Origin of the sequence: Tardiphaga sp. (assembly GCF_044336785.1) — a bacterium.
In the GTDB taxonomy this organism is placed as follows: Bacteria; Pseudomonadota; Alphaproteobacteria; order Rhizobiales; family Xanthobacteraceae; genus Tardiphaga.
Genome location: NZ_JBIIOT010000076.1, coordinates 1 through 24,819 on the forward strand (window position 1 = coordinate 1; position 24,819 = coordinate 24,819).

22 protein-coding genes and 1 pseudogene are annotated in these 24,819 nt (G+C 63.1%); 18 read left to right on the top strand and 5 right to left on the bottom strand.

Translation table 11 applies throughout. The annotated features are described in order from the left end of the window. Positions 1–695: 695 nt before the first annotated feature. A complete protein-coding gene (locus ACIQ2A_RS19145) occupies positions 696–1,004 on the bottom strand; it encodes a DUF3551 domain-containing protein (RefSeq protein WP_398482199.1) in 309 nt (102 codons plus the stop codon). A gap of 254 nt (positions 1,005–1,258) precedes the next feature. Between ACIQ2A_RS19145 and ACIQ2A_RS19150 the strand changes: the two genes are divergently transcribed. Beyond that, a complete protein-coding gene (locus tag ACIQ2A_RS19150) occupies positions 1,259–1,453 on the top strand; it encodes a hypothetical protein (protein WP_398482201.1) in 195 nt (64 codons plus the stop codon). 662 nt (positions 1,454–2,115) lie between these two features. Then, complete coding sequence (dnaE, locus tag ACIQ2A_RS19155) at positions 2,116–5,592, top strand: DNA polymerase III subunit alpha (protein WP_398482203.1); 3,477 nt, start codon at positions 2,116–2,118, stop codon at positions 5,590–5,592. A 105-nt stretch (positions 5,593–5,697) separates the two neighbouring features. On the opposite strand, the gene ACIQ2A_RS19160 is transcribed toward dnaE, so the two are convergent. Both ACIQ2A_RS19160 and ACIQ2A_RS19165 read right to left on the bottom strand, forming a co-directional pair. Continuing rightward, entirely contained in the window at positions 5,698–5,925 is a 228-nt protein-coding gene (locus ACIQ2A_RS19160) for a hypothetical protein (protein ID WP_398482205.1), read from the bottom strand. A gap of 10 nt (positions 5,926–5,935) precedes the next feature. Then, the gene (locus ACIQ2A_RS19165; RefSeq protein WP_398482207.1) at positions 5,936–6,166 is read right to left on the bottom strand and encodes a hypothetical protein; all 231 of its coding nucleotides are present in this window, start codon (positions 6,164–6,166) and stop codon (positions 5,936–5,938) included. 365 nt (positions 6,167–6,531) lie between these two features. On the opposite strand from ACIQ2A_RS19165, the gene ACIQ2A_RS19170 reads away from it, so the two are divergent. From ACIQ2A_RS19170 to ACIQ2A_RS19245, 16 genes are all read left to right on the top strand, one after another. Then, the gene (locus ACIQ2A_RS19170) at positions 6,532–7,515 is read left to right on the top strand and encodes a 30S ribosomal protein S2 (protein ID WP_398482209.1); all 984 of its coding nucleotides are present in this window, start codon (positions 6,532–6,534) and stop codon (positions 7,513–7,515) included. A gap of 174 nt (positions 7,516–7,689) precedes the next feature. Continuing rightward, a complete protein-coding gene (tsf, locus tag ACIQ2A_RS19175; RefSeq protein WP_398482211.1) occupies positions 7,690–8,613 on the top strand; it encodes a translation elongation factor Ts in 924 nt (307 codons plus the stop codon). Between the two features lie 84 nt (positions 8,614–8,697). Continuing rightward, positions 8,698–9,414, top strand: a complete 717-nt coding sequence (pyrH, locus tag ACIQ2A_RS19180; RefSeq protein ID WP_398482214.1) for a UMP kinase — start codon at positions 8,698–8,700, stop codon at positions 9,412–9,414. Positions 9,415–9,474: 60 nt separating this feature from the next. Beyond that, a complete protein-coding gene (gene frr / locus ACIQ2A_RS19185; protein WP_398482216.1) occupies positions 9,475–10,041 on the top strand; it encodes a ribosome recycling factor in 567 nt (188 codons plus the stop codon). Positions 10,042–10,133: 92 nt separating this feature from the next. After that, a complete protein-coding gene (locus tag ACIQ2A_RS19190; protein WP_398482218.1) occupies positions 10,134–10,889 on the top strand; it encodes an isoprenyl transferase in 756 nt (251 codons plus the stop codon). Between the two features lie 260 nt (positions 10,890–11,149). After that, a complete protein-coding gene (locus ACIQ2A_RS19195; RefSeq protein ID WP_398482245.1) occupies positions 11,150–11,602 on the top strand; it encodes a phosphatidate cytidylyltransferase in 453 nt (150 codons plus the stop codon). A gap of 4 nt (positions 11,603–11,606) precedes the next feature. After that, a complete protein-coding gene (gene dxr, locus ACIQ2A_RS19200) occupies positions 11,607–12,833 on the top strand; it encodes a 1-deoxy-D-xylulose-5-phosphate reductoisomerase (protein WP_398482220.1) in 1,227 nt (408 codons plus the stop codon). A 43-nt stretch (positions 12,834–12,876) separates the two neighbouring features. Then, positions 12,877–14,028, top strand: coding sequence for an RIP metalloprotease RseP (rseP, locus tag ACIQ2A_RS19205; RefSeq protein WP_398482222.1), 1,152 nt, complete (start codon positions 12,877–12,879; stop codon positions 14,026–14,028). A gap of 187 nt (positions 14,029–14,215) precedes the next feature. After that, positions 14,216–16,774 carry an outer membrane protein assembly factor BamA gene (bamA, locus tag ACIQ2A_RS19210; protein WP_398482225.1) on the top strand — a complete coding sequence of 853 codons (2,559 nt, stop codon included), beginning with the start codon at positions 14,216–14,218 and terminating at the stop codon, positions 16,772–16,774. A gap of 32 nt (positions 16,775–16,806) precedes the next feature. After that, complete coding sequence (lpxD, locus tag ACIQ2A_RS19215) at positions 16,807–17,889, top strand: UDP-3-O-(3-hydroxymyristoyl)glucosamine N-acyltransferase (protein ID WP_398482227.1); 1,083 nt, start codon at positions 16,807–16,809, stop codon at positions 17,887–17,889. Beyond that, positions 17,886–18,347, top strand: coding sequence for a 3-hydroxyacyl-ACP dehydratase FabZ (fabZ, locus tag ACIQ2A_RS19220; protein ID WP_398482229.1), 462 nt, complete (start codon positions 17,886–17,888; stop codon positions 18,345–18,347). Before lpxD ends, fabZ begins: the two co-directional genes overlap by 4 nt. Positions 18,348–18,423: 76 nt before the next feature. Then, entirely contained in the window at positions 18,424–19,164 is a 741-nt protein-coding gene (locus ACIQ2A_RS19225) for a transglycosylase SLT domain-containing protein (protein WP_398482232.1), read from the top strand. Positions 19,165–19,402: 238 nt separating this feature from the next. Then, positions 19,403–20,203 (top strand): acyl-ACP--UDP-N-acetylglucosamine O-acyltransferase, encoded by an 801-nt coding sequence (gene lpxA / locus ACIQ2A_RS19230; RefSeq protein ID WP_398482234.1) that lies wholly within the window; start codon positions 19,403–19,405, stop codon positions 20,201–20,203. A gap of 22 nt (positions 20,204–20,225) precedes the next feature. Continuing rightward, complete coding sequence (locus ACIQ2A_RS19235; RefSeq protein WP_398482236.1) at positions 20,226–21,095, top strand: LpxI family protein; 870 nt, start codon at positions 20,226–20,228, stop codon at positions 21,093–21,095. Further along, positions 21,092–22,252: a lipid-A-disaccharide synthase gene (gene lpxB, locus ACIQ2A_RS19240; RefSeq protein WP_398482239.1), complete on the top strand. Its 1,161-nt coding sequence runs from the start codon at positions 21,092–21,094 to the stop codon at positions 22,250–22,252. Before ACIQ2A_RS19235 ends, lpxB begins: the two co-directional genes overlap by 4 nt. 138 nt (positions 22,253–22,390) lie before the next feature. Continuing rightward, positions 22,391–23,017 carry a nucleoside deaminase gene (locus tag ACIQ2A_RS19245; RefSeq protein ID WP_398482241.1) on the top strand — a complete coding sequence of 209 codons (627 nt, stop codon included), beginning with the start codon at positions 22,391–22,393 and terminating at the stop codon, positions 23,015–23,017. A gap of 185 nt (positions 23,018–23,202) precedes the next feature. Here the strand turns inward: ACIQ2A_RS19245 and gltA are convergent, their stop codons facing one another. Together gltA and ACIQ2A_RS19255 are read right to left on the bottom strand one after the other, a co-directional pair. After that, the gene (gene gltA / locus ACIQ2A_RS19250; RefSeq protein ID WP_398482243.1) at positions 23,203–24,504 is read right to left on the bottom strand and encodes a citrate synthase; all 1,302 of its coding nucleotides are present in this window, start codon (positions 24,502–24,504) and stop codon (positions 23,203–23,205) included. A 154-nt stretch (positions 24,505–24,658) separates the two neighbouring features. Further along, a pseudogene (locus tag ACIQ2A_RS19255) lies at positions 24,659–24,819 on the bottom strand (glutamate--tRNA ligase); the annotation flags it as partial.

A 24,819-nucleotide genomic window follows, 5' to 3' on the forward strand; every position in this document is an offset into this window, starting at 1 on the left:
CCATTCTGATCAACCTGTCAAACAGCCCCGTCATTCCTGAAATCATGAGTCCGCAGTCTCGCGGCGCTTACGCGTCCGAGGTGTGAGCATTCTCCCCTCGAAACATGAGGGGAGGTGGCACGCCGCAAGGCGCACTGGGTGGGACTGGACGCTGCTCCTGCCTGCTGGATCGCCAGCAAACCGGAGCCGCGCAACGCCTTACGGCGCGCCACCGCGACGTCTTGCTAGTCGAAGGACCGTTCTTCCGGGTACTGGGCGCTCTCTCGCAAGAGAGCCATCCGACGGATTTCTCCGCCTTCGCCGGCACCACGTCCAGCCGCGCTAGCGGCAGGGCCCCGTAGTGGGCCCGGACGGTGACCCTCGACCACCCGAGTGCGTGAGGCCGCGTGAGCCTCCCGCCCGCAGGCGCCGCATCCACGTTCCGCCCAAAAGACGCCTCATGAGAGCGCCCCTCGCGAACGGGACAAGCGGGATATTGGCGAGGATGGGAATTTTGTCAAGAACAAAATAAGAACTAAGATCGAGGACGTAGGATGGGTTGAGCGGAGCGAAAACCCATCAGCCGAACCTCGCGGCTGGCTCCGCCGATGGGTTATCGCGCCGGCCTTCGGCCAGCGCTCAACCCATCCTACGACCACCACTCAAACAAAAACGGCCGGCAAAGCCGGCCGTTCATTATCCTCGATCGAGGTTGCTCAGTAGTTGCGCTGCTTCTTGCGCTTGCGCGGGGCCGGCTGGGCGTCGCCGTAAACGGGCTGCTGCGCGTAAGCGAAGGCCGGGTTCTGGAAGCAGGAGAGGCCGAGGCCCGACGCCGTGTTGAAGCACTGCTGATAGGTCGAGTAGCTGCAATCGTCGTCGCCGTAGAGCGAGCGCATGCAGAACGCGTAGCCGGAGGGCGTGTAGAACGAGAACGGGCCGGGATCGCGGGGCTGCGCTGCGGCCGGTGCGATCGCGAGGGCGGAGGTGGCACCGAGGGCCAGCAAGGCAAACAAGGCTGCGCGCATCAAAAGTCTCCCTGCCGACTCGCTGCCGGCGGTCAATGTCATGTCAGCACAAAGCCGGTCGCATGGCCTCTCGTCAACTCACAAAGCGGCTGTCGCGCCGCAATGCCGCCTGCGGACATCTCTGGACATGACATTTTTGCGCCCTGTGCAAAAGCGCGCAGCCGGCACGTGCCGTGAGCAAAAAGTACTCACCATAAATTGCAGGGCATTGAGGTTAAGGGAGCATTAAAATGAAGGCCTAGGTAGGCTTGTAAATGGCGTTCACACATCGCCATGGCAGCCACGATACGCCCGATCCAACGCAGAACGATCAGGGAGCTATCGCCATGCTGAACACGGCATTGATTGTGATCTGGATGTCACTGGGATTGTGCCTGGTGCCGATCATCTTCGTCTCGCTGGGCCTGTGGGCCAGCAGCGAAGTCGAGGATCCCAAGGAGTATCACTGAGGACGACGGCGGTGTGCCGTGGCGCCTCCAGTTGCAGGGCGCGGCTACCGAATCTTATCGCCGAGGCAGCCGCGGCCATCCTTCGAGACGCGGCCAAACGGCCGCTCCTCAGGATGAAGGCTGAGTGCGGTTCTGTAGAAGACTCTTATGGTGAGGAGCGCGCAACGCGCGCGTCTCGAACCTTGCAGGCCAAGGGCTATCCCTATCCGCGTGTCGCGATAGGCAATAGCCTTGGGTCACACGAGCCTTGGGTCACACGAGCCTTGGGCCACACGGCTACGGTCACCCCCCGATTTTAACCATCACGATGTACAGGTTCTGTTCTCCTGTCTGGCCTGCTTGACTCTCGGAACGAAATAAGAACATTGTTCTGCATATGTTCACGAGAGATCACGGAGGCTGACATGCTGAAGACCTTTGTTGAAGAAGCCGCGGCACTGGCATCGATCGTCCTGTTCGTCGGGATGATCGCGGTATGGGCGCAAGTGATCCCCCAGCTCTGAGGCTGGCGCGGCCGGGCCCGGCTGACACCCGGGCCGGGATAATGGGGACGCCGCCAGCCTTTGTGTTGCGCTGGACGGCCTCCGGAGGCCACGATGATGAAGCGAGTCGGCCCGATGATGCCGCCGCTTTCCCCGTGACGACCGACCCGGAATGCCGACATGAGTGACCGTCCAGCCGCATCCACGCCCGGATTCGTGCATCTGCACGTGCACTCCGCCTATTCGCTGCTGAAGGGCTCGATGAAGGTCCAGAAGCTGGCGGACCTGGCCAAGGCCGATCACCAGCCGGCGCTGGCGCTGACCGACGTCGACAACATGTTCGGGGCGCTGGAATTCTCGGAGAAGCTGTCCGGCTATGGCATCCAGCCCATCGTCGGCGTCGAACTGGCTGTCGATTTCGGCGATCAGGATCCGAATGCGCGCAACGCGCACAATGTGATGATGCCGCGCATGGTGTTCCTGGCCACGCGCGAGCGTGGCTATGGCAGCCTGATGCGGCTCAATTCCCGCGCGTTCCTCGAAACGCCGGTGCATCAGACCCCGCATATCAAGCTCGACTGGCTCAAGGACGAAGCGCTCGATGTCATCGCGCTGACCGGCGGCCCGGAAGGCCCGCTGGCGCAGGCGCTGATCGCCGATCAGGCGGCGCTTGCCTCCCAGCGCTGCGAGCAACTCGCAGGGCTGTTCGGCGACCGGCTCTATATCGAACTGCAGCGCCACAATATCGAGAAGGAGCGCCGCGCCGAAGCGGGGCTGATCGATCTCGCTTACAGCCGCGGCCTGCCGCTGGTGGCGGCCAACGAGCCGTATTTCGCCACCACCGAGGATCACGAGGCGCATGACGCGCTGATGTGTATCGCCGGTGGCCGCATCATCGCCGAAAGCGATCGCGAGCAACTGACCCCCGATCATCGCTTCAAGACGCGCGCCGAAATGGCGGTGCTGTTTGCCGACATCCCGGAGGCGTTGGCTTCCACCGTGGAGATCGCCGAACGCTGTGCCTATCGCCCGCGCACGCGAAAACCGATTCTGCCGCGCTTCACCGTCGGCGCCGGCAGCAACGCGGAAGGGGCTGCACAGGAGGAAACGGACGAGTTGCGCCGGCAGGCGCAGGAGGGGCTCGATCGGCGCCTGAAGGTGCACGGCCTGTCGCAGGGACGCAGCGAGGAAGACTATCGCGCGCGGCTCGATTTCGAGCTCAACGTCATCGCCCGCATGAACTATGCCGGCTACTTCCTGATCGTGTCGGACTTCATCAAATGGGCGAAGAGCCAGGGCATTCCGGTGGGGCCGGGCCGTGGTTCGGGCGCGGGATCGCTGGTCGCCTGGGTGCTGACCATCACCGACCTCGATCCCCTGCAGTTCAACTTGCTGTTCGAACGCTTCCTCAATCCGGAACGCGTCTCGATGCCGGACTTCGACATCGACTTCTGCCAGGATCGCCGCGGCGAGGTGATTACTTACGTGCAGGAGCGCTACGGCCGCGAGCAGGTGGCGCAGATCATCACCTTCGGTACGCTGCAGGCGCGCGGCGTGCTGCGCGACGTCGGCCGCGTGCTGCAGATGCCTTATGGCCAGGTCGACAAGCTGACAAAACTCGTGCCGCAGAATCCGGCGGCGCCCGTCACGCTGAAGCAGGCGATCGAGGACGAGCCGAAACTGCAGGCCGCGCGCGATGAAGATCCGATCGTCGCCAAAGCCTTCGACATCGCGCAGAAACTGGAAGGCCTGACACGGCACGCCTCGACGCATGCCGCCGGCATCGTGATCGGCGACCGGCCCTTGTCCGAACTCGTGCCGATGTATCGCGATCCGAAATCGGACATGCCGGTCACCCAGTTCAACATGAAATGGGTCGAGCCTGCCGGCCTCGTGAAATTCGACTTCCTTGGCCTGAAGACGCTGACGGTGCTCGATGTCGCGTGCAAGCTGCTCAAGCAGCGCGACATCCATGTCGATCTCGCCACGACGGCGATCACCGATACCGCAAGCTACGAGATGCTGGCGCGCGGCGAAGTGGTCGGCGTGTTCCAGGTGGAAAGTGCGGGCATGCGGCGCGCGCTCGTCGATATGCGGCCTGACCGTTTCGAGGACATCATCGCACTGGTGGCGCTGTATCGCCCGGGCCCGATGGCGAACATCCCGACCTATTGCGCGCGCAAGCATGGCGACGAGGAGCCGGAATATCTGCACCCGATCATCGAACCGATCCTGAAGGAGACGTTCGGCGTCATCATCTATCAGGAACAGGTGATGCAGATCGCGCAGGTGATGGCGGGCTATTCGCTCGGCGACGCCGATCTCTTGCGCCGCGCGATGGGCAAGAAGATCCGCGCCGAGATGGAAAAGCAGCGCGAGATCTTTGTCGCGGGCTCGGTGAAAAACGGCGTGCCGAAAGCGCAGGCCGATACGATTTTCGATCTGCTCGCAAAATTCGCGGATTACGGCTTCAACAAGAGCCACGCGGCCGCTTACGCGCTCGTCTCCTATCACACCGCCTATATGAAGGCGCATTATCCGGTGGAGTTCATCGCGGCGTCGATGACGCTGGATATGAGCAACACCGACAAGCTCTCCGAATTCCGCGCCGAGGCTCAGCGGCTCGGCATCAAGGTCGAGGCGCCGAACATCAATCGGTCGGGCGTGACCTTCGAGGTCGGCGAGAACACGATCTATTACGCGCTGGCCGCGCTCAAGGGCGTCGGTGCGGCGGCAGTCGAGCAGATTGTTGCCGAGCGCAACAAGAACGGGCTGTTCACCTCGCTGGCTGACTTTGCGTCGCGCGTGTCGCCGCGTGCGGTCAACAAGCGCATCATCGAAACGCTGGCCGCCGCCGGCGCGTTCGATACGCTCGATCCGCATCGCGCCCGCGTGCATGGCGGCGCGGACAGTATTCTGTCCGCCTGCCAGCGCGCCAATGAGGCGGCGACGTCGGGCCAGAACGACATGTTCGGCGGCGCGGTGGACGCGCCCACCGTGATGCTGCCGCAGATCGAGAACTGGCTACCGGCGGAGAAGCTGCGCAAGGAATATGACGCCATCGGCTTCTTCCTGTCCGGCCATCCGCTCGACGATTACGCCACCGCGCTGAAGCGGCTGCGGGTGCAGAGCTGGGCGGAGTTCTGCAAGGCGGTGAAGACCGGCGCCACCGCGGGCAGGGTGGCCGCAACCGTGGTGTCGCGCCAGGAGCGCCGCACCAAGACCGGCAACAAGATGGGCATCATGGGCCTGTCGGACCCGACCGGTCATTTCGAGGCGGTGCTGTTCTCGGAGGGCCTCGCCCAGTTCCGCGAGGTGCTGGAACCCGGCGCTGCCGTGCTGCTGCAGCTCGGCGCCGAATTGCAGGGCGAGGACGTCCGCGCCCGCGTCCTCAATGCCGAGCCGCTGGATGCCGCCGCCGCCAAGACCCAGAAGGGCCTGCGGATCGTGATGAAAGATACCAAGGCGTTGGATTCGCTGGACAAGCGCCTGCAGCGGCAGACCGGGCCGGGGGCAGGCGGCGACGTCTCGATCGTGCTGCGGCTGGATATGCAGACCGAGGTGGAGTTCAAGCTCGAAGGCCGCTTCGTGGTGTCGCCGCAGATCGCGGGCGCGATCAAGGCGGTGACCGGCGTGGAGATGGTCGAAACCTTGTAGGATGGGTTGAGCGCAGGCGCGCAGCGCCGGAGCGAAACCCATCGGCGGAGCCAGCTGCAGGCGATGGAACGATGGGTATCGCTGCGCTCAACCCATCCTACGGCATCAAGTCGCGAGCACGGCCTTTTTCAAGGCATCGGGCAGGGTGACCGGGCTGAACGACGATTTCGGATACAGATAGTCTTCCCCGGATTCATCGATGACGCGCAGCAGGCCACGCTTTTCGGCCTCGTCGTCGGGCAGCACGACATAGATCTTTCGCCGTTCAAGCGCGGCGGCGTAACCCTCGTTGTCGAGGCAGATGACCAGTTGTTCGGGAGAGGTCTTTGCCATGGCAGCCTGCTCAGAGCAGATGTTTGATCTTGTATTCCCGGCGGCCGATGCCCGCCGCTTCATACCAATGTATTTCAGCAAGCTGGATTTGACCATCGGCCAGACGGATACGGCAGATTCCTTTCCGTTTGCGCCAACGGCCGCGACCATAGACCTTGCGGAGACGGGCGATCTCGCGAATGCCAGAACCCGTTGCAATCGTTTCGATATCGAGAATTTCGCCCACAATCTCGAATGTCATCCAAGGATTGTTGTCGGTATATTGTTCCCGTCAAGATGTGCCTTTGAACATCGGATGGCGCAGGATGGGTTGAGCGCAGGCGCGCAGCGCCGGAGCGAAACCCATCGGCGGAGCCAGCTGCAGGCGATGGAAGGATGGGTATCGCTGCGCTCAACCCATCCTACGGCAGCGGGCGGGGTGATAACCCCCTCCAAACCGCTGTTTCGCCTTGCTTCTCCCCAGAATCCGGCTATAAGCCGGCCCATCTCACACGGAAGCATGGCTTAATCGCCGTCCGGTGGCACCGGGCTGCAGGCAGAATTCATCTGTCCGCACACCCCCGATGCTCACACGCTTCCGGAGGAACAAACCGGAGAATTAGAACGATGGCACTACCTGAATTTTCTATGCGTCAGTTGCTCGAAGCTGGCGTTCACTTTGGTCACCAGTCCCACCGCTGGAATCCGAAGATGGCCGAATACATTTTCGGCGCCCGCAACAACATCCACATCATCGACCTCGCGCAGACCGTGCCGTTGCTGCACACCGCGCTGAAGGCTGTCAGCGACACCGTCGCCAAGGGCGGCCGCATCCTGTTCGTCGGCACCAAGCGCCAGGCGCAGGACGTCGTTGCCGAAGCTGCGAAGCGTTCGGCGATGTATTTCGTCAATTCGCGCTGGCTCGGTGGCACGCTGACCAACTGGAAGACCATTTCCGGTTCGATCAAGCGCCTGCGTCACCTGGAAGAAGTGCTGAATTCGGGCGATGCCTCGGCCTATACCAAGAAAGAGCGCCTGACCCTGCAGCGCGAGCGCGACAAGCTCGACCGTTCGCTCGGCGGCATCAAGGACATGGGCGGTCTGCCCGACCTGATCTTCGTGATCGACACCAACAAGGAAGACATTGCGATCCAGGAAGCCCAGCGTCTGGGCATCCCGGTGGCGGCGATCGTCGACACCAATTCGGATCCGAAGGGCATTACCTATGTCGTTCCGGGCAATGACGACGCCGGCCGTGCGCTGACGCTGTATTGCGACCTGATCGCGCGCGCCGTCATCGACGGCATCTCGCGCAACCAGGGTGAGTCGGGCTACGATGTCGGCGCCTCGCAGGCTCCGGTTGCCGAAGAGCTGCCGACGGGCTTCCAGGGCCTGGCCGGTCCGCGCGGCTCGGCCGACGACCTCAAGAAGCTCACCGGCGTGTCCGGCGCCATCGAGAAGAAGCTGAACGACCTCGGCGTCTTCCACTTCTGGCAGTTGGCCGAACTCGACCACGACACCGCCCACAAGATCGGCGAAGAAGTCGGTCTGCCCGCCCGTGCCGATGCATGGGTTGCCCAGGCGAAGTCGCTGACCGCGGAAGCCGAGTAATCACCACGCATTGATCTGTCCGGATTTCGGACTAGATCGCGTCCAGACTGAAGAACATCGTGCGGCCGTCATCTCGGCCGCACGTTCCGTATCTACAATTCTCCAGATGTTAGTTCCTGTGGTGAACCCGGCACCGGCCGCAGCGTTTCACCCTGACAGGCAGAGGGCTCTAAAATGGCAGCAATTACCGCAGCGATGGTCAAGGACCTCCGTGAGACCACGGGCGTCGGCATGATGGATTGCAAGAACGCGCTGGCCGCCAATGACGGCGACATCCAGGCCGCAATCGACTGGCTGCGCGCCAAGGGCCTCTCCAAGGCCGCCAAGAAGGCTGACCGCGTCGCTGCCGAAGGTCTGATCGGCGTGCTGACCGAAGGCACCCAGGGTGTCGTGGTCGAAGTCAATTCGGAAACCGACTTTGTCGCCCGCAACGACCAGTTCCAGGGCCTCGTCAAGATGATCGCCCAGGTCGCGCTGAAGGTCGGCGACGACGTGGACGCCATCAAGGCGCACAAGGTCGGCAGCTCGAATGTCGAGACCGCCATCACCGAAGCGATCGCCACCATCGGCGAGAACATGTCGCTGCGCCGCGCCAAGAAGCTGGAAGTCTCCGCCGGCGTCGTGTCGAGCTACGTGCATAACGCCGTGATCGAAGGCCTCGGCAAGATGGGCATCATCGTCGCGCTGGAATCCACCGGCAAGACCGACGAGCTCGCGACCCTCGGCAAGCAGATCGCCATGCATGTCGCCGCGACCAACCCGCAGGCGCTGGACTCGACCGGTCTTGATCCGGCCGTGGTCGCCCGCGAGAAGGAAGTCATGGCGGACAAGTATCGCCAGCAGGGCAAGCCCGATGCGATGATCGAAAAGATCGTCGAGAACGGCCTGAAGACCTATTACAAGGAAGTCTGCCTGCTCGATCAGGCCTTTATCCACGACACCGGCAAGTCGGTGGCGCAGGCGGTGAAGGAAGCCGAAGGCAAGGTCGGCGCGCCGATCACCGTCAAGGGCTTCGTCCGCTACGCGCTGGGCGAAGGCATCGAGAAGGTGACCTCGGACTTCGCGGCCGAAGTCGCTGCGGCCTCGGGCCAGAAGTAAGATCGAAGCTGTCAGCTTCGATAGCAAATACCTCCCGGCAGATCACTGCCGGGAGCTGCCGCCTCGAAAGGAAGCGATCGCATCATGGCTGAGCCGCTCTATCGTCGCGTCGTCGTCAAAGTGTCGGGCGAGTCATTCGCCGGCGGACAGCCTTTCGGCATTGATCAAACCACCATCGACCGCATCGCGCGCGATCTCATCGCAGCGCAGAAGCTTGGCGTGGAAATCGCCGTCGTCGTCGGCGGTGGCAATATTTTCCGCGGTGTCGAAGTGTCGTCCCGCGGCGTGTCGCGACCGACCGGCGACACCATGGGCATGCTCGCCACCGTCATGAACTGCCTCGCGCTGGAAGCCGCCATCGAGCGCCAGGCGGTGCCGGCGCGCACGCTGTCGGCCATGGTGATGCCGCAGGTCTGCGAGCTCTTCACCCGCGCCACCGCGCATAAATATCTGTCGGAAGGCCGTATCGTGCTGCTCGCCGGCGGCACCGGCAATCCGTTCTTCACCACCGATACCACGGCCGTGCTGCGCGGCGCCGAGATCGGGGCGGCGGCGGTGCTGAAGGCCACCAATGTGGACGGCGTCTACAGCGCCGACCCGAAGAAGGACAAGACCGCCACGCGCTTCGAGCGGCTCAGCCATTCCCAGGCGGTGGAAGGCAACTACAAGGTCATGGACGCGACGGCTTTTGCGCTGGCGCGCGAGGCCTCGCTGCCTATTATCGTGTTTTCCATTGCGGAGCCGGGTTCGATCGGCGCCATTCTGACAGGTACGGGCCGCGGCACCATCGTCGCGGGCTGATCTTCAACGAGGGCAGGGGCCGCGTGCGGGGCCTGCCGACAGTGACCAAGGAGAGCTTGCATGGCCGCTCTGGCCCCATTCGATATCAACGACCTGAAGCGCCGCATGCAGGGCTCGGTCGCATCCCTGAAGCACGATCTGGGCGGTCTGCGCACCGGTCGCGCGGCATCCTCGATGCTGGAGCCGGTCATGGTCGATGCCTATGGCAGCGCCATGCCGCTGAACCAGGTCGCCACCATCTCGGTGCCTGAGCCGCGCATGCTGTCGGTGCAGGTGTGGGACAAGTCGATGGTCAAGGCCGTCGAAAAAGCGATCGTCGATTCCAATCTCGGTCTGTCGCCGGCCACCGAAGGCACCACGCTACGCCTGCGCGTGCCGGAACTGAACGAGGAGCGCCGCAAGGAACTCGTGAAGATCGCGCATAAATATGCCGAGGCCGCCAAGGTTGCGGTGCGTCACGTCCGTCGCGACGGTCTCGACATCATCAAGAAGCTCGAGAAGGCGCACGAGATTTCCGAGGACGACCAGAAGCGCCATGATACCGAGGTGCAGAAGGCCACCGACGCCGTGATTGCCGAAGTCGATCAGTTGCTGGCGGCGAAGGAAAAGGAAATCATGACGGTTTAGGCTGCGACTCGTCGCGCTTAAACCTATTGCAAGTGTTTGGTCCGCAAATCGGCCATAGATTTCGCGGACCAACCGCTCGGGGATTTCAATCGATGTCGAATGCCGCCGCGCCAGCCACAGAGCGATCTGACCGATCCTCGCCGGCGCATGTTGCGATCATCATGGACGGCAACGGGCGCTGGGCGGCAGCGCGCGGCCTGCCGCGCGCCGAAGGCCATCGCCGTGGCGTCGAGGCGCTGCGCCGCGTCGTGCGCGCCTCCAACGAGCTCGGCATCCAGTATCTGACCATCTTCTCGTTCTCGTCGGAGAACTGGTCGCGACCGGCGTCCGAGATCAGCGACCTGTTCGGCCTGCTGCGCCGCTTCATCCGCAACGACCTCGCCACGCTGCATCGCGACGGCGTGCGCGTGCGGGTGATCGGCGAACGACAGGGGCTCGAAGGCGATATCGCCTCGCTCCTCAAGGAAGCCGAAGACCTCACCCGCAACAATACCAAGCTGACGCTCGTGGTCGCCTTCAATTACGGTTCGCGCCACGAGATCGCGATGGCTGCGCAGCGCCTTGCGATCGAGGTCGCCGAGGGCAAGCGCACCGCCGAGAGCATCACGGCTGAGACGCTCAATCAATATCTCGACACGACCGATATCCCGGATCCGGATCTGATCATCCGCACCTCCGGCGAACAGCGGCTGTCGAACTTCCTGATGTGGCAGGCGGCCTATAGCGAATTCGTGTTCGTGCCGATCCACTGGCCCGACTTCGACAAGGCGGCGCTGGAAGGCGCCATCGCGGAATACGCGACGCGCGAACGCCGCTTCGGCGGCCTGGTTGCGAAAACCGCTTCGTGACGAACCCATCTCCAGACAGTGCGCCGAAACCGGCGGACGACCGCGGTGTGCGCAATCTCGTGCAGCGCGTGCTGGCCGCACTCGTCCTGATCCCGCTCGCGATCGGCGTTGCCTATGCGGGCGGCTGGCTGTGGGCTGGCCTCGTGACGCTGGTGTCGGTGGGCCTGTTCCTCGAGTGGCGCAGCATTGTCGGCCAGCGTCCGGGCTGGATTGCCATCGGGCTCGTTTATGCACTCGCAGCCCTTGCGGCATCGGTGCTGGTGCGCCGGGATGCGGAGTGGGGTTTCGCCGCGCTGATTTTCATCCTGCTCATCGTCTGGCTGACCGATATCGGTGGCTATGCGTTCGGCCGCACCATTGGCGGTCCGAAGCTGTGGCCACGTGTCAGTCCGAAAAAGACCTGGGCCGGCGCGATCGGCGGAACGGTGCTGAGCATCCTCGTCGCTGTCGGCTTTGCCCGCTATGGATTTGGCAATTTGATGCCGCTTGTGCTGATTGCCGTCGTGCTGACAGTTCTGTCGCAACTCGGCGACCTCTTCGAGTCCGCCGTGAAGCGCAGATTTGGTGTCAAGGATTCCGGCCAGATCATTCCGGGCCATGGCGGCCTGCTGGATAGGCTCGATGGTTATGTTTTCGCGGTGGTGGCCGCCGCGGTGATCGGTCTTTTACGCGGTGGCGCCGATGGCGTCGGTCGCGGTCTTATGGTTTGGTGATGTGATGAGCCCAGTTCCCCTGCGTAACGAAAAGGCTGCCGAGGCGTCGGTCCGCAGCGTCACGGTCCTCGGTGCCACCGGATCGATCGGCGACAGCACGATGGACCTCATCCGCGCGGCGCCCGAGCGCTACAAGGTCGAGGCGCTGACCGCGAACAGCAATGTCGAGGGCATCGTCAAGCTCGCCAAGGAGTTCAGAGCCCGCTTCGTGGCCGTGGCTGACGCGAGCAAGGGTGAGGAACTCCGCGCAGCACTTGCCGGCACCGGGATCGAAACCGGGGCAGGCGATAGCGCCGTGACCGAAGCCGCCGCCCGTCCCGCCGACTGGGTGATGGCTGCCGTCTCCGGCGCTGCCGGCCTGAAGCCGGCGCTGGCTGCCGTGGACCGGGGCGCAACCGTTGCGCTGGCGAACAAGGAGTGCCTGGTCTGCGCCGGCGACTTCTTCATGGACCGTGCCGCCAAGGCGGGCGCGACCATCCTGCCGGCGGATAGCGAGCACAATGCCCTGTTCCAGGCGCTGGCCTCGGGCAGCCGCGACGAACTCACCCGCGTGATCATCACCGCCTCGGGCGGACCGTTCCGGACCTGGAAGGCCGAGGACATCGAGCAGGCGACGCTTCAGCAGGCGCTCAAGCATCCGAACTGGTCCATGGGCCAGAAGATCACCATCGATTCCGCCTCGATGATGAACAAGGGTCTTGAAGTCATCGAGGCGTCCTATCTGTTCGCGCTGTCGCCGGACGAGATCGACGTGCTGGTGCATCCGCAGTCGATCATCCACGGCATGGTGGAATTCACGGATATGTCGGTGGTCGCCCAGCTCGGCTCGCCGGACATGCGCACGCCGATCGCGCATTGCCTGGGCTGGCCGAACCGCATCAGCAAGGGCAGGGCGGCACCGCTCGACCTCGCCAAGATCGGCTCGCTGACCTTCGAGGCGCCGGACTACGCCCGTTTCCCCGGCCTGAAGCTCGCTTATGACGCGCTGCGCACCGGCTCGGGCGCGACCACGGTCTACAATGCGGCCAATGAGATCGCGGTCGCCGCCTTCATTGCCGGCAAGATCCGCTTTGGCGCCATCGCCCGGCTGGTCGAGGCGACCATGAATGAATGGGTGCGCGCCGGTAACCTGGCGCCGCTGTCATCGGCGGATGATGCGATTTCCGTTGACCATAAAGCGCGAAAACTGGCGGCAAGCCTCTTGCCTGAAATTGCCGCAAAGGCTTCGTAGACGTTTAGGGACGAGGCTGTCTGGCTTCGTATAGGGGACTGAGATGATTGACTTTTTGCAGCATGGCTTCACCACGTTGAGCCACGGGCTGATCGGCTACATCATTCCGTTCCTGTTCGTCCTGACCATCGTCGTGTTCTTTCACGAACTCGGCCATTTTCTGGTCGCCCGTTGGAATGGCGTTAAGGTTCTGACCTTCTCGCTGGGCTTCGGCCCCGAGCTGGCCGGCTTCAACGATCGCCACGGTACGCGCTGGCGGATTTCGGCAATCCCGCTGGGTGGTTACGTCAAGTTCTTCGGCGACGAGAGCGAGGCTTCGACGCCGTCAGCAGAAGCGCTGCAGAGCATGACCGCCTCCGAGCGCAAGGACGCCTTCCACCACAAGCGTGTCGGCCAGCGCGCCGCCATCGTGGCCGCCGGTCCGATTGCGAACTTCCTGCTCGCCATCGTCATTTTCACCTGCCTGTTCACCTTCTTCGGCAAGCCGAGCACCACCGCCAAGGTGGACAGCATCCAGGCCGGCAGCGCCGCCGAGAAGGCCGGCTTCCAGTCCGGCGACGTGATCACGACCATCAACGGCAAGGCCATCACCAGCTTCTCCGACATGCAGCGCATTGTCGGCATCAGCGCCGGCGAGCAGCTCGCGGTGACCGTCAAGCGCGGCGATGCCAATATCGATCTCAAGGCGACGCCTGAGCTGCGCGAGGTGAAGGATAATTTCGGCAACGTCCACCGCCTCGGCGTGCTGGGCATCACCCGCGCCACCACCGCGGGCGAGGCGACCACGGAAAAGGTCAATCCGGCGACGGCACTGGTGCTGGGCGTCAAGGAGACCTGGTTCGTCGTAGACCGGACCTTCTCCTATATCGGCGGCGTCTTCACCGGACGCGAGGCGGCCGACCAGATCGGCGGTCCGATGCGAATCGCCCAGATCTCGGGGCAGGTGGCCACCATCGGCCTGACCGCCCTGATCCATCTGGCAGCGGTCCTGTCGATCTCCATCGGCCTTCTCAACCTGTTTCCGGTTCCATTGCTCGACGGCGGCCATCTGCTGTTCTATGCAGTGGAGGCGGTGCGCGGTCGTCCACTGTCCGAACGCGCACAGGAGATGGGATTCCGAATTGGACTTGGTTTGGTGCTGATGTTGATGGTTTTCGCAACCTATAACGACATTCTTCACCTTGCCGGGTCATGATGTCTGTTCATGTCAGGGCGGGGATAACGTGGCCGTAAGGCAACGTCTTGGAATGAAATTAGAAAACTTCGGCGAATGGTCGTTTGCCACTCGGGTAAAATTGGCTACAAGCTGGGCAACTCAAGGGATTCTGTCAGGTCGTAGGGGTGCGGGCTGGCGGTACTGGAATGATAAGGGCGCTTGGCGCATGATTTTTGGATTGCGGGGTTTCCGGGGCGGTTTGTTTGCTGCTTCGATCATGGTTGCCATGCCGGTCGCCGTTACGGTGGCTGGGACGCTTGTTTCCTCCACAGCCATGGCGCAGACCGCCGCTTCGATCGCTGTTGAAGGCAATCGTCGCGTCGATGTCGACACCATCCGCTCCTATTTCCGTCCCGGCCCGAGCGGTCGTCTGGATCAGGGCTCCATCGACGATGGCCTGAAGATGCTGATCGAGACCGGCCTGTTCCAGGACGTGAAGATCAATCAGGCCGGTGGCCGTCTGGTCGTCAGCGTGATCGAGAACCCGGTGATCGGCCGCGTTGCCTTCGAAGGCAACAAGAAGGTCAAGGACGACCAGCTGAACGCTGAAGTGCAGTCGAAGGCCCGCGGCACGCTCTCGCGTCCGATGGTGCAGGCCGACGCCCAGCGCATCTCCGAAATCTATCGCCGCTCCGGCCGCTATGACGTCAGCGTCGTGCCGGAAATCATCGAGCAGCCGAACAACCGCGTCGACCTGATCTTCACGATCAACGAAGGCGCGAAGACCGGCGTGAAGTCGATCGAGTTCATCGGCAACAACTATTACTCGTCCTATCGCCTCAAGGACGTGATCAAGACCCGCGAGTCGAACTTCCTCTCGTTCCTCGGTTCGGGCGACATCTATGATCCGGACCGCGTCGAAGCCGACCGCGACCTGATCCGCCGCTATTACCTCAAGAACGGCTTTGCCGACGTGCAAGTGGTTGCCGCTCTGACCGAATACGATCCGGGCCAGAAGGGCTTCCTGGTCACCTTCAAGATCGAGGAAGGCCAGCAGTACCGCGTCGCCAATGTCGATTTCACCTCGACGATCCCGAACTTCGATCCCCGTTCGCTGTCGAGCTTCTCGCGCGTCGGCGTCGGCTCGCTCTACAACGCGGAAGCGCTGGAGAAGTCGGTCGAAGAGATGCAGATCGAGATGTCGCGTCGCGGCTATGCCTTCGCCGTGGTTCGTCCGCGTGGCGATCGTAACTTCGAAGCGCACACCGTCTCCATCGGCTATTCGGTGGAAGAGGGCCCGCGCGTCTATATCGAGCGCATCAATGTGCGCGGCAACACCCGTACCCGTGACTATGTCATCCGTCGCGAATTCGACCTCTCGGAAGGCGATGCCTATAACCGTGCGCTGGTCGATCGTGCCGAGCGCCGCCTGAAGAACCTCGACTTCTTCAAGAGCGTGAAGATCACCACCGAGCCCGGTTCGTCCGCGGATCGCGTGATCCTCGCTGTCGATCTGGAAGAAAAGTCCACCGGCGACTTCTCGATCTCGGGCGGTTACTCGACCACCGACGGTGCTCTGGGTGAAGTCAGCGTCTCCGAGCGTAACTTCCTCGGCCGCGGCCTGTTCGCCAAGGCGTCGGTGCAGTACGGCCAGTATGCCCGCGGCTACTCGCTGTCCTTCGTCGAGCCTTACCTGCTCGACTACCGCGTGGCACTCGGCCTCGACTTCTTCTATCGCGAGCAGCTGTCGAACCAGTACATCTCGTATAACACCAAGACGATGGGCTTCAGCCCGCGCCTCGGCTTCCAGCTGCGTGAAGACCTCGCACTGCAGCTGCGCTACTCGATCTTCCAGCAGGAAATCTCGCTGCCGGCTCAGCTCGCGAATTGTAACAACCTGCCGGGCAGCCCGCAGGCGACCAATACGCCTGGCCAGTTGAACCAGCTGAACGGTCTTGGCTTCGTCGATGCCGGCAACGTCAACACCTGGGGCTGTTACGCCGACGGCGAGTCGTCGCTCCCGGTTCGCCGCGAACTGGCGAACGGCAAGGCGCTGACCTCGATGCTGGGCTACACGCTCAACTACAACACGCTCGACAACAACAAGAACCCGACGGACGGCCTGTTCATCGAGTTCAAGCAGGACTATGCGGGCGTTGGCGGCGACGTCAGCTACCTCAAGACCACTGTCGACGCGAAGTACTACACCCCGCTGGTGGCAGACATCGTTGGCTTGCTCCGCGTTCAGGGCGGCATGCTGAACAATGTCGGCAAGGACATCCGCATGCTGGATCACTTCCAGATGGGTCCGAACCTGGTGCGTGGTTTCGCCCAGAACGGCATCGGTCCGCGTGACGTGAGCTATGTCGCTCTCGGTTCCTACGGCGATGCTCTCGGCGGCACCAAGTATTGGGGCGCTTCGGCTGAATTGCAGATGCCGTTCTGGTTCCTGCCGAAGGAAGTTGGCATCAAGGGCGCGCTCTATGCTGACGCTGGCGGTCTCTGGGATTACCAGGGCCCGACGACCTGGGCAGCGACCGGTGAAGTCCAGTCGTTCAAGGCCGGCGCCACGAATGTTGGTTGCGTGCCTGCCTCGCAGACCTCGGTCGGCAATTGCTCGGGCATGACCTATGACGACGGCAATCAGGTTCGCTCGTCGGTTGGTGTTGGCCTGATCTGGCAGTCGCCGTTCGGTCCGCTGCGCTTCGACTACGCAGTGCCGCTGACCAAGGGCACCTATGACCGTGTTCAGCAGTTCAGGTTCGGCGGCGGAACTTCGTTCTAATCTTGCCTGACGGCCGCACCGCGACGGATGGAATGGCGCTGCCGACCTTCTACAAGCAATACCCTTCGTTGACGCTGGCTGAGATTGCCGCGTCAACGAAGGCGCGTCTGGTCGATGCCGACAGGGCCGACCATGTGATCACGGGCGTCGCCTCGCTGGACGAGGCTGGCCCGCACCACCTGGCTTTCTTCGAAAACGTCCGCTATGCCGATCAGCTTGCCCGCACGCAGGCTGGCGCTGTGTTGATCAGCGAGGGCTTCAAGGGCGAGATCCCGGCCCATGTCGCCGTGTTGCGCGCGAGGCAGCCCTTCGCAGCCTTTGTCGGGCTTGCCACAGCTTTCCATGCGGATGCACTTCGGCCGGCCTCCGGCTTCGATGTGACCGGCATTTCCGAACAGGCCATCATCCATCCGACGGCGCAGCTCGAGGACGACGTCACCGTCGATCCGCTCGCTGTGATTGGCCCGGATGTCGAGATCGGTTCGGGCACCATCATTGGCTCCGGGGCAGTGATCGCTGCCGGGGTCAAGATCGGCCGCGACTGCAATATCGGTGCTGGCAGCGTGCTGCAGTTCACGCTCATCGGGAACAACGTGCTGGTGCATCCCGGCTGCAAATTCGGCCAGGATGGCTTCGGCTTCGTGTTCGGCCGCGACAGGCATATCAAGGTACCGCAGACCGGCCGCGTCCTGATCCAGAACGATGTCGAGGTCGGCGCCGGGACGACCATCGATCGCGGTAGCCTGCGCGATACGGTGGTCGGCGAGGGGACCAAAATCGACAATCAGGTCCAGATCGGTCACAATGTGACGATCGGACGGCACTGCGTCATTGCCGCCAAATGTGGCCTTGCGGGCAGCCTGACCATCGGCGACAACGTCGCGCTGGGGGCCATGGTCGGCCTCAACAATCACATTACGATTGGCGACGGTGCGCAGGTTGCGGCCATGGCGGGCGTCAAGGACAGCATCCCGCCGCGCGGCCGCTGGGGCGGCATCTTTGCCCGGCCGACAAAACAATGGTTCCGCGAGATTCTCGCGGTGGAGAAATTGGCCCGTGAGACTGCGCCCGGCGCGGACACGGACAAACTGGATACGAAGGACGAGCGGGAATGAGCGAGGAATCGCCGGTTATCATCGAGGCGGTGGATATCAACACCATCCTCAAGACGCTGCCGCATCGCTACCCCTTCCTGCTGATCGATCGCGTGGTCGGCATCCGCAAGGACTTCAGCGGCATCGGCATCAAGAACGTCACCATCAATGAACCGTGCTTTCTCGGCCATTTCCCCGAACGTCCGGTCTATCCGGGCGTGCTGATGATCGAGGGCATGGCGCAGACCGCCGGCGTGATCGGCATTTCGTCGGTCGAGGGTACCGCGAAGCCTCGTGCCGTGTATTTCCTCACCATCGACAAGTGCAAGTTCCGCAAGCCGGTGATGCCGGGTGACACGATCGAATATCACCTGCATCTGATCAACCGGAAGCGCGCGATGTGGTGGTTCCACGGCGATGCCAAGGTCAATGGCGTGACCGTGGCCGAGGCCGATGTCGGCGCCATGCTGACGGACTGATCCAGCCTGTGAATGCCTCGCGGCGGCGAGGTGATCTTAACGCCTTGCCGATAGAATGCTGCTTTTCGGAGCGGCCATGCGGGTGAAGCTTGTTGCGGGACTGGCGCTGATCGGCGGTGTGGCACTGGCTGCACCGGCTGTGGGCGCGTCTTCGGTGGAGCAGGTCGGCAAGATCACGCGCGCCGAAATCCGCGCTCTGCTCGAACAGGAAACGGCCAGGGTCGGTCTGCCTACGGACATCGCCGAGGCGGTGGTGAAGGTGGAGAGCAGCTTCAACCCGATGACCGTCGGCCTTGTCGGTGAAATCGGACTGATGCAGGTGCGGCCGCAGACCGCGACCATGCTGGGCTTTCGTGGCACGCCCGATGACCTCGCCAAGCCTGAGATCAACATCCATTACGGCGTGACCTATCTCGCCAAAGCGTGGCGCCTGGCGGATGGCGATCTGTGCCGGGCGTTGATGAAGTACCGCGCCGGTCATGGCGAGGACATCATGAGCCCGCTGTCGGTGACCTATTGCGAACGTGCGCGAAAGCATCTGGCATCGCTGAATTCATCCTACGCAGTCGAGGGCGTTCGTGGCGTCGTGACGCCATTGCCTGATGCGCCAGCGAAAAAGCAGCCAGTCGTTGCTGACAAGCCAGATCGACCTGCAACGACAGTTGCGGCGTCAGCAGGCGCGCCGAAGCGTGTCTATGCCAGGCTCAAGCAGGGCACGCCGGCCGCGAGCCGCGCCTACTGGGCCGCACATGAAGCACGCGTACGTGCGATCAGGTCGCGGCTGGCGTCGAAGTGGCAACGCGTCGCCTCGCGCTGACACGCGACGACTGAGAGTGTCCCGCCCGCGTCTGTTGCTCGCCGGCTGCCGGGATCTGGCGGCGATCTCGCCGGACGCTGTGCGGCGCGCTTAGGGCGGGCCCTGTGCCCAAAAGAAGCTGTGCTGACGTAACAGATCGCAATCACACGTCACTGGACAGCCCCCAGAACTCGCGCTAACCACTGGAAAAATCACGATATTCGCAGGCAGCCCGCGTGGCTGGGATTGGACTTTTCCGATGAGCAGCATCGACCCGACCGTCCGTATCGCCGACGGCGCCGTGATCGGCGATGGGGCCGAAATCGGGCCGTTCTGCGTGATCGGGCCGCATGTCACGATCGGTGCGGGCACCAAGCTGCTGTCGCATGTGAATGTCACCGCGCAGACCACCATCGGCGAGAACTGCACGATCTATCCATTCGCGTCCCTGGGCACGCCGCCGCAGTCACTTGCCTATAAAGGCGAGCTGACGAAGCTTGTGATCGGCAATGGCTGCACGATCCGCGAAAGCGTGACGATGAATGCCGGTACCGTGGGTGGCGGCGGCATCACCACCGTCGGCGATCGCGGCTACTTTATGAATTGCTCCCATGTGGGCCATGACTGCCATGTCGGCAATGACGTGATCTTCGCGACATCGGCAACGCTCGGCGGCCACTGCGAGATCGGTGATTTCGTTTTCATGGGTGGCCTGTCGGCCGTGCATCAATTTACGCGCATCGGCCCGCAGGCGATGGTCGGCGGCGTCTGCGGCGTGCGCGGCGACATCATTCCGTTCGGTCTCGTCAATGGCCAGTATGCGGCGCTGGAGGGGTTGAACCTGATCGGCATGAAGCGCCGCAAGTTCACCAAGGACCGTCTCGCCACCGTGCGCGGCTTCTATCAGAAGCTGTTCCACGGCGAGGGCGTCTTCGCCGAGCGTCTCGAGCGCGTGCAGCCGCTGGCCAGCGAAGACCCCGCCATTGCCGAAATCCTCGCCTTCATCGCGGGCGGCAAGCATCGCGCACTGTGTCTGCCGGATGTCGGCGGCCAGTCCTGACACGGGGAGCGCGAGGCCTGACATGAACGGCCGGCCCCCACTGCAGCAAGTCTCGGTCGGGTCGCCGCTCGGCATCATTGCCGGCGGTGGCGCCATGCCGTTTGCAGTGGCGGACTCGCTGCAAGCCCGCGGCATCACGCCGGTGATCTTCGGGCTCAAGGGCTTTTGCGATCCGGAGCAGGCGGCGCGCTTTGAGCATTACTGGACCCCGATCGGTAAGTTGGGCGCTCTGCTGCGGGTGATGCGCAGTGCGCGGTGCCGCGATCTCGTCTTCATCGGCACGCTGGTGCGCCCGGCGATCTCCGAAGTCCGCCTCGACTGGGGCACGTTGCGGGTGATGCCAAAAGTGTTTCGCGCGTTTCGTGGCGGCGACGATCATCTGCTCACCGGCATCAGCCGGCTGTTCGAAGACGAGGGATTTCGTCTGCTCGGCGTGAAAGACGTTGCGCCGGATCTGTTGATGCCCGCCGGCAGCATTACGCGCGCTGTGCCGGATGCGCAGGCCGAAGCGGACATCGCTCGCGGGCGTGACGTGCTGGGTGCGCTGAGCCCGTTCGATATCGGCCAGGCCTGCGTGGTGATCGACGGACATGTCGTGGGGATCGAGGATATCGGCGGCACCGATGCACTGCTGGCGCGCGTGGCCGAGTTGCGCGCCAATGGCCGTATCCGTGCAAAGGCGGGCAGGGGCGTTCTGGTGAAGGCGCCCAAGAGCAGCCAGGATCTGCGCTTCGATCTGCCCACGACGGGGCCGCGCACGGTCGAGGGCGCGATCGCGGCGAAGCTCGCGGGCATCGCCATTGTGGCCGGCAATACGATCGTCGCCGAGCCGCAGGCGATGATCGAGGCGGCCGACGCTGCCAATGTCTTCGTGACGGGATTGTTGGCGTGACGCACAAAATCCATCTCATCGCCACCGAGGAATCCGGTGACCGGCTGGGCTCTGCGCTGATGCGCGAGCTGAAGCAGCGTCTCGGCGATGACGTCGTATTCTCGGGCGTCGGCGGCTCCTCGATGGCGCGCGAGGGATTGCAGTCGCTGTTTCCCATCGAGCAGCTCTCCATCATCGGCCTTGCGGCCGTCGTGAAGAAGCTGCCGTCGATCCTCAAGCTGATCGCTCAGGCCACTGACGACGTGCTGCGGACCAGGCCGGACGTGCTGCTCATCATCGACAGCCCGGACTTCACGCAGCGTGTCGCCAAGCGCGTGCATAAACGCGATGCGTCGATTCCGATCGTGAACTACGTCTCGCCGACGGTGTGGGCGTGGCGTCCCGGCCGCGCCAAGGCCATGCGTGCTTATGTCGATCATGTGCTGGCGCTGCTGCCATTCGAGCCCGAGGCACATCAGCGCTTGGGAGGGCCGCCTTGCACCTATGTCGGCCATCCCCTCATCGAGCAGATCGATACGCTGCGGCCGAATGCTGACGAGCAGATACGACGCTGTAGCAAGCCGCCGGTGCTGCTCGTGCTGCCCGGCAGCCGCCGAAGCGAAATCCGCCATCATATGGAAACGTTCGGCGCGACGCTGGATCTGTTGCGCAAGCGCGGCGTGGGGTTCGACTTGATCCTGCCGACCATGCCGCATCTGGTTGAGGGGATCACGGAAGCCCTGAAGCGATGGCCCGTGCAGCCGCGCGTGGTCGTTGGTGAAGCGGAGAAGCGCGCTGCCTTCCGCATCGCGCATGCGGCCTTTGCCAAGTCGGGCACCGTCACGCTCGAACTGGCGCTGGCGGGGGTGCCGATGGTCACCGCCTATCAGGCAGGCAAGATCGAGGCGCGGATCATTCGCCGTTTCGTGACCGCGTCCTCGGTGATCCTCGCCAATCTCGTGATCGGCGAGAACGTCATTCCTGAATTCATCCAGGAAGACTGCACGCCTGAGAAGCTGGCGGCGTCACTGCAGGACGTGCTTGCGGAGACGCCGATGCGCCGGCGGCAGGTCGAGGCCATGGCAAAGCTCGACGACATCATGGGCATCGGCAGCATGTCGCCGAGCAAGGCGGCGGCCGATGTCATTGCTGGTGTGATCGGTCAAAAGCGGCATTAACGCGCCGTTAGCCCTGATGCCGTTGGCGGTCAGGAACTCGCAACCAAATTTAAACCGGGTTCCCGTGATGGTGCCTTGTGCCCTGATACCGTCGGGCGCATGTCCAACTGCGGCCGATCGGTCGCCATCGGGTGAAGCATGAGCAAAGCGAACGACCACGAGTCCCTTGACACACTCTTCTCTGCGGCGCGTTCGATCGATCGTCGCCATTTCCTCGCAGCCGGCGCAGGTGGCATCGTTGCCGCGTTATCGGGTGTCGACGCGATGGCCAAGCCGGCAGCCGATGTGTTCACCGATGAAGATCGCAAGCATATGGCCCATGCCATCGACCTGATGCGCAAGGCTGGCGTGACCGAGCGCACCGGCGGCGCCTTCGGTGCCGTCATCGTGCGTGGCGGCGAGGTGCTCTCGGCCACCGGCAACAGCGTGTTGCGCGACAACGATCCGTCGGCACATGCCGAGGTCAATGCCATTCGCGCGGCCTGCAAGAAGATCGGCGCGCCCAATCTCAAGGGCGCCACCATGTATACGAGCTGCGAATGCTGCCCGATGTGCTACGCGACCGCGTATTGGGCGCGGCTCGACCGCATCGTTTATGCGGCGTCGTGGACGGATTACGCCGATCTGTTCGACGACCAGAATATCGGGACGGATATGAAGCTGCCTTACGCCAAGCGGAAGGTGAAGGTCTCGCAATTCATGCAGAAGGATGCGCAGGCCGTCTGGCAGGAATTCCGCAAGCTGCCGGATCGCGCGAAGTATTGATCTCTGTCCCTCATGGTGAGGAGGCGCGCAGCGCCGTCTCGAACCATGAGATGGCCGGGCCTCCGGAGTATGCCACCATCCTTCGAGACGCGCGCTTTGCGCGCTCCTCAGGATGAGGACGGTGAAGAAAACAAAACCGGCGGATCTTGCGATCCGCCGGTTTGCTTTTTCGTCGTTTCGCAAGCTTAGCGCTTGGCGATGTCCGTGTAGTCGCGGCGGGCGGCGCCGGTGAAGAGCTGGCGCGGACGGCCGATCTTCTGCTGCGGGTCGCCGATCATTTCGCTCCACTGGCTGATCCAGCCGACGGTGCGGGCGACGGCGAACAGCACGGTGAACATCGAGGTCGGGAAGCCCATCGCCTTCAGCGTGATGCCCGAATAGAAGTCCACGTTCGGGTACAGCTTGCGGTCGATGAAGTACTGGTCCGACAGCGCGATCTTCTCGAGCTCCATGGCAACGGCGAGCATCTCGTCGCCGCCGTGACCGGTTTCCTTGAGAACTTCGTGGCAGGCCTGCTGCATCAGCTTGGCGCGCGGATCGTAGTTCTTGTAGACGCGGTGACCGAAGCCCATCAGGCGCACGGACGAATTCTTGTCCTTCACCTTGGCGATGAATTCCGGAATCTTGTCCACGGTGCCGATCTCGGCGAGCATCTGAAGTGCCGCTTCGTTGGCGCCGCCGTGAGCGGGGCCCCACAGGCAGGCGATGCCGGCAGCGATACAGGCGAACGGATTGGCGCCCGACGAGCCGGCGATACGGACGGTCGAGGTCGAGGCGTTCTGCTCGTGATCGGCATGCAGCGTGAAGATCTTGTCCAGCGCCTTGGCGAGCACGGGATTGACCTTGTAGTCCTCGCACGGAACGGCGAAGCACATCTTCATGAAGTTCGCGGCGAAATCGAGCGAGTTGGTCGGATACACGAAGGGCTGGCCGATCGTGTACTTGTAGGCCATCGCAGCGAGCGTCGGGATCTTGGCGATCATGCGGATCGAGGCGATCTCGCGCTGCTTGGCGTCATTGATGTCGGTGGAGTCGTGATAGAAGGCGGCGAGGGCGCCGACCGAGGCGACCATGACGGCCATCGGATGCGCATCGCGGCGGAAGCCGGTGAAGAAGCGCGTCATCTGGTCGTGGACCATGGTGTGGTTGGTCACGAGATGATCGAACTCGGCCTTCTGCTTGGCGGTCGGCAGTTCGCCGTGCAGCAGCAGGTAGCAGGTCTCGAGGAAGTCGCCCTTCTCGGCGAGCTGCTCGATCGGGTAGCCGCGATATTCGAGAATGCCGGCGTCGCCGTCGATATAGGTAATCTGGGACTGGCAGCTCGCGGTCGAGGTGAAGCCCGGATCGTAGGTGAACATGCCCGACTGGGCGTACAGCTTGCCGATGTCGATGACGTCGGGGCCGACGGTCCCGCTATGGATCGGCAGATCGAAGCTCTTGCCGTCGACTGTCAGCGTTGCGGATTTGGTGTTTGTTTTCGCGTCCATCGCATAGTCCCCGATGAGATCGTTGAGGGGCCGTCAAACCACCGTCATATCAGGAGAAATGGCGATGTCAGACGGGAATTCCAGAGCAGTCGGCAGAATGCGTAGCGTATTGCCGTGTGCGCTGCAAGACAGGCAAAAGTAGCCTACAGCTATGCTAAACAGAGGCCTGATCGGCGAGCCGATCAAGGCATTCCTGCCGGCCCAATACCGCCAGCACGTCGAAAATGCCGGGCGATGTGGTCTTGCCGGTGAGCGCTACCCGCAGAGGCTGCGCGACACCACCGAGTTTCAAGCCGGCCTCTTCCGCATAGGCGC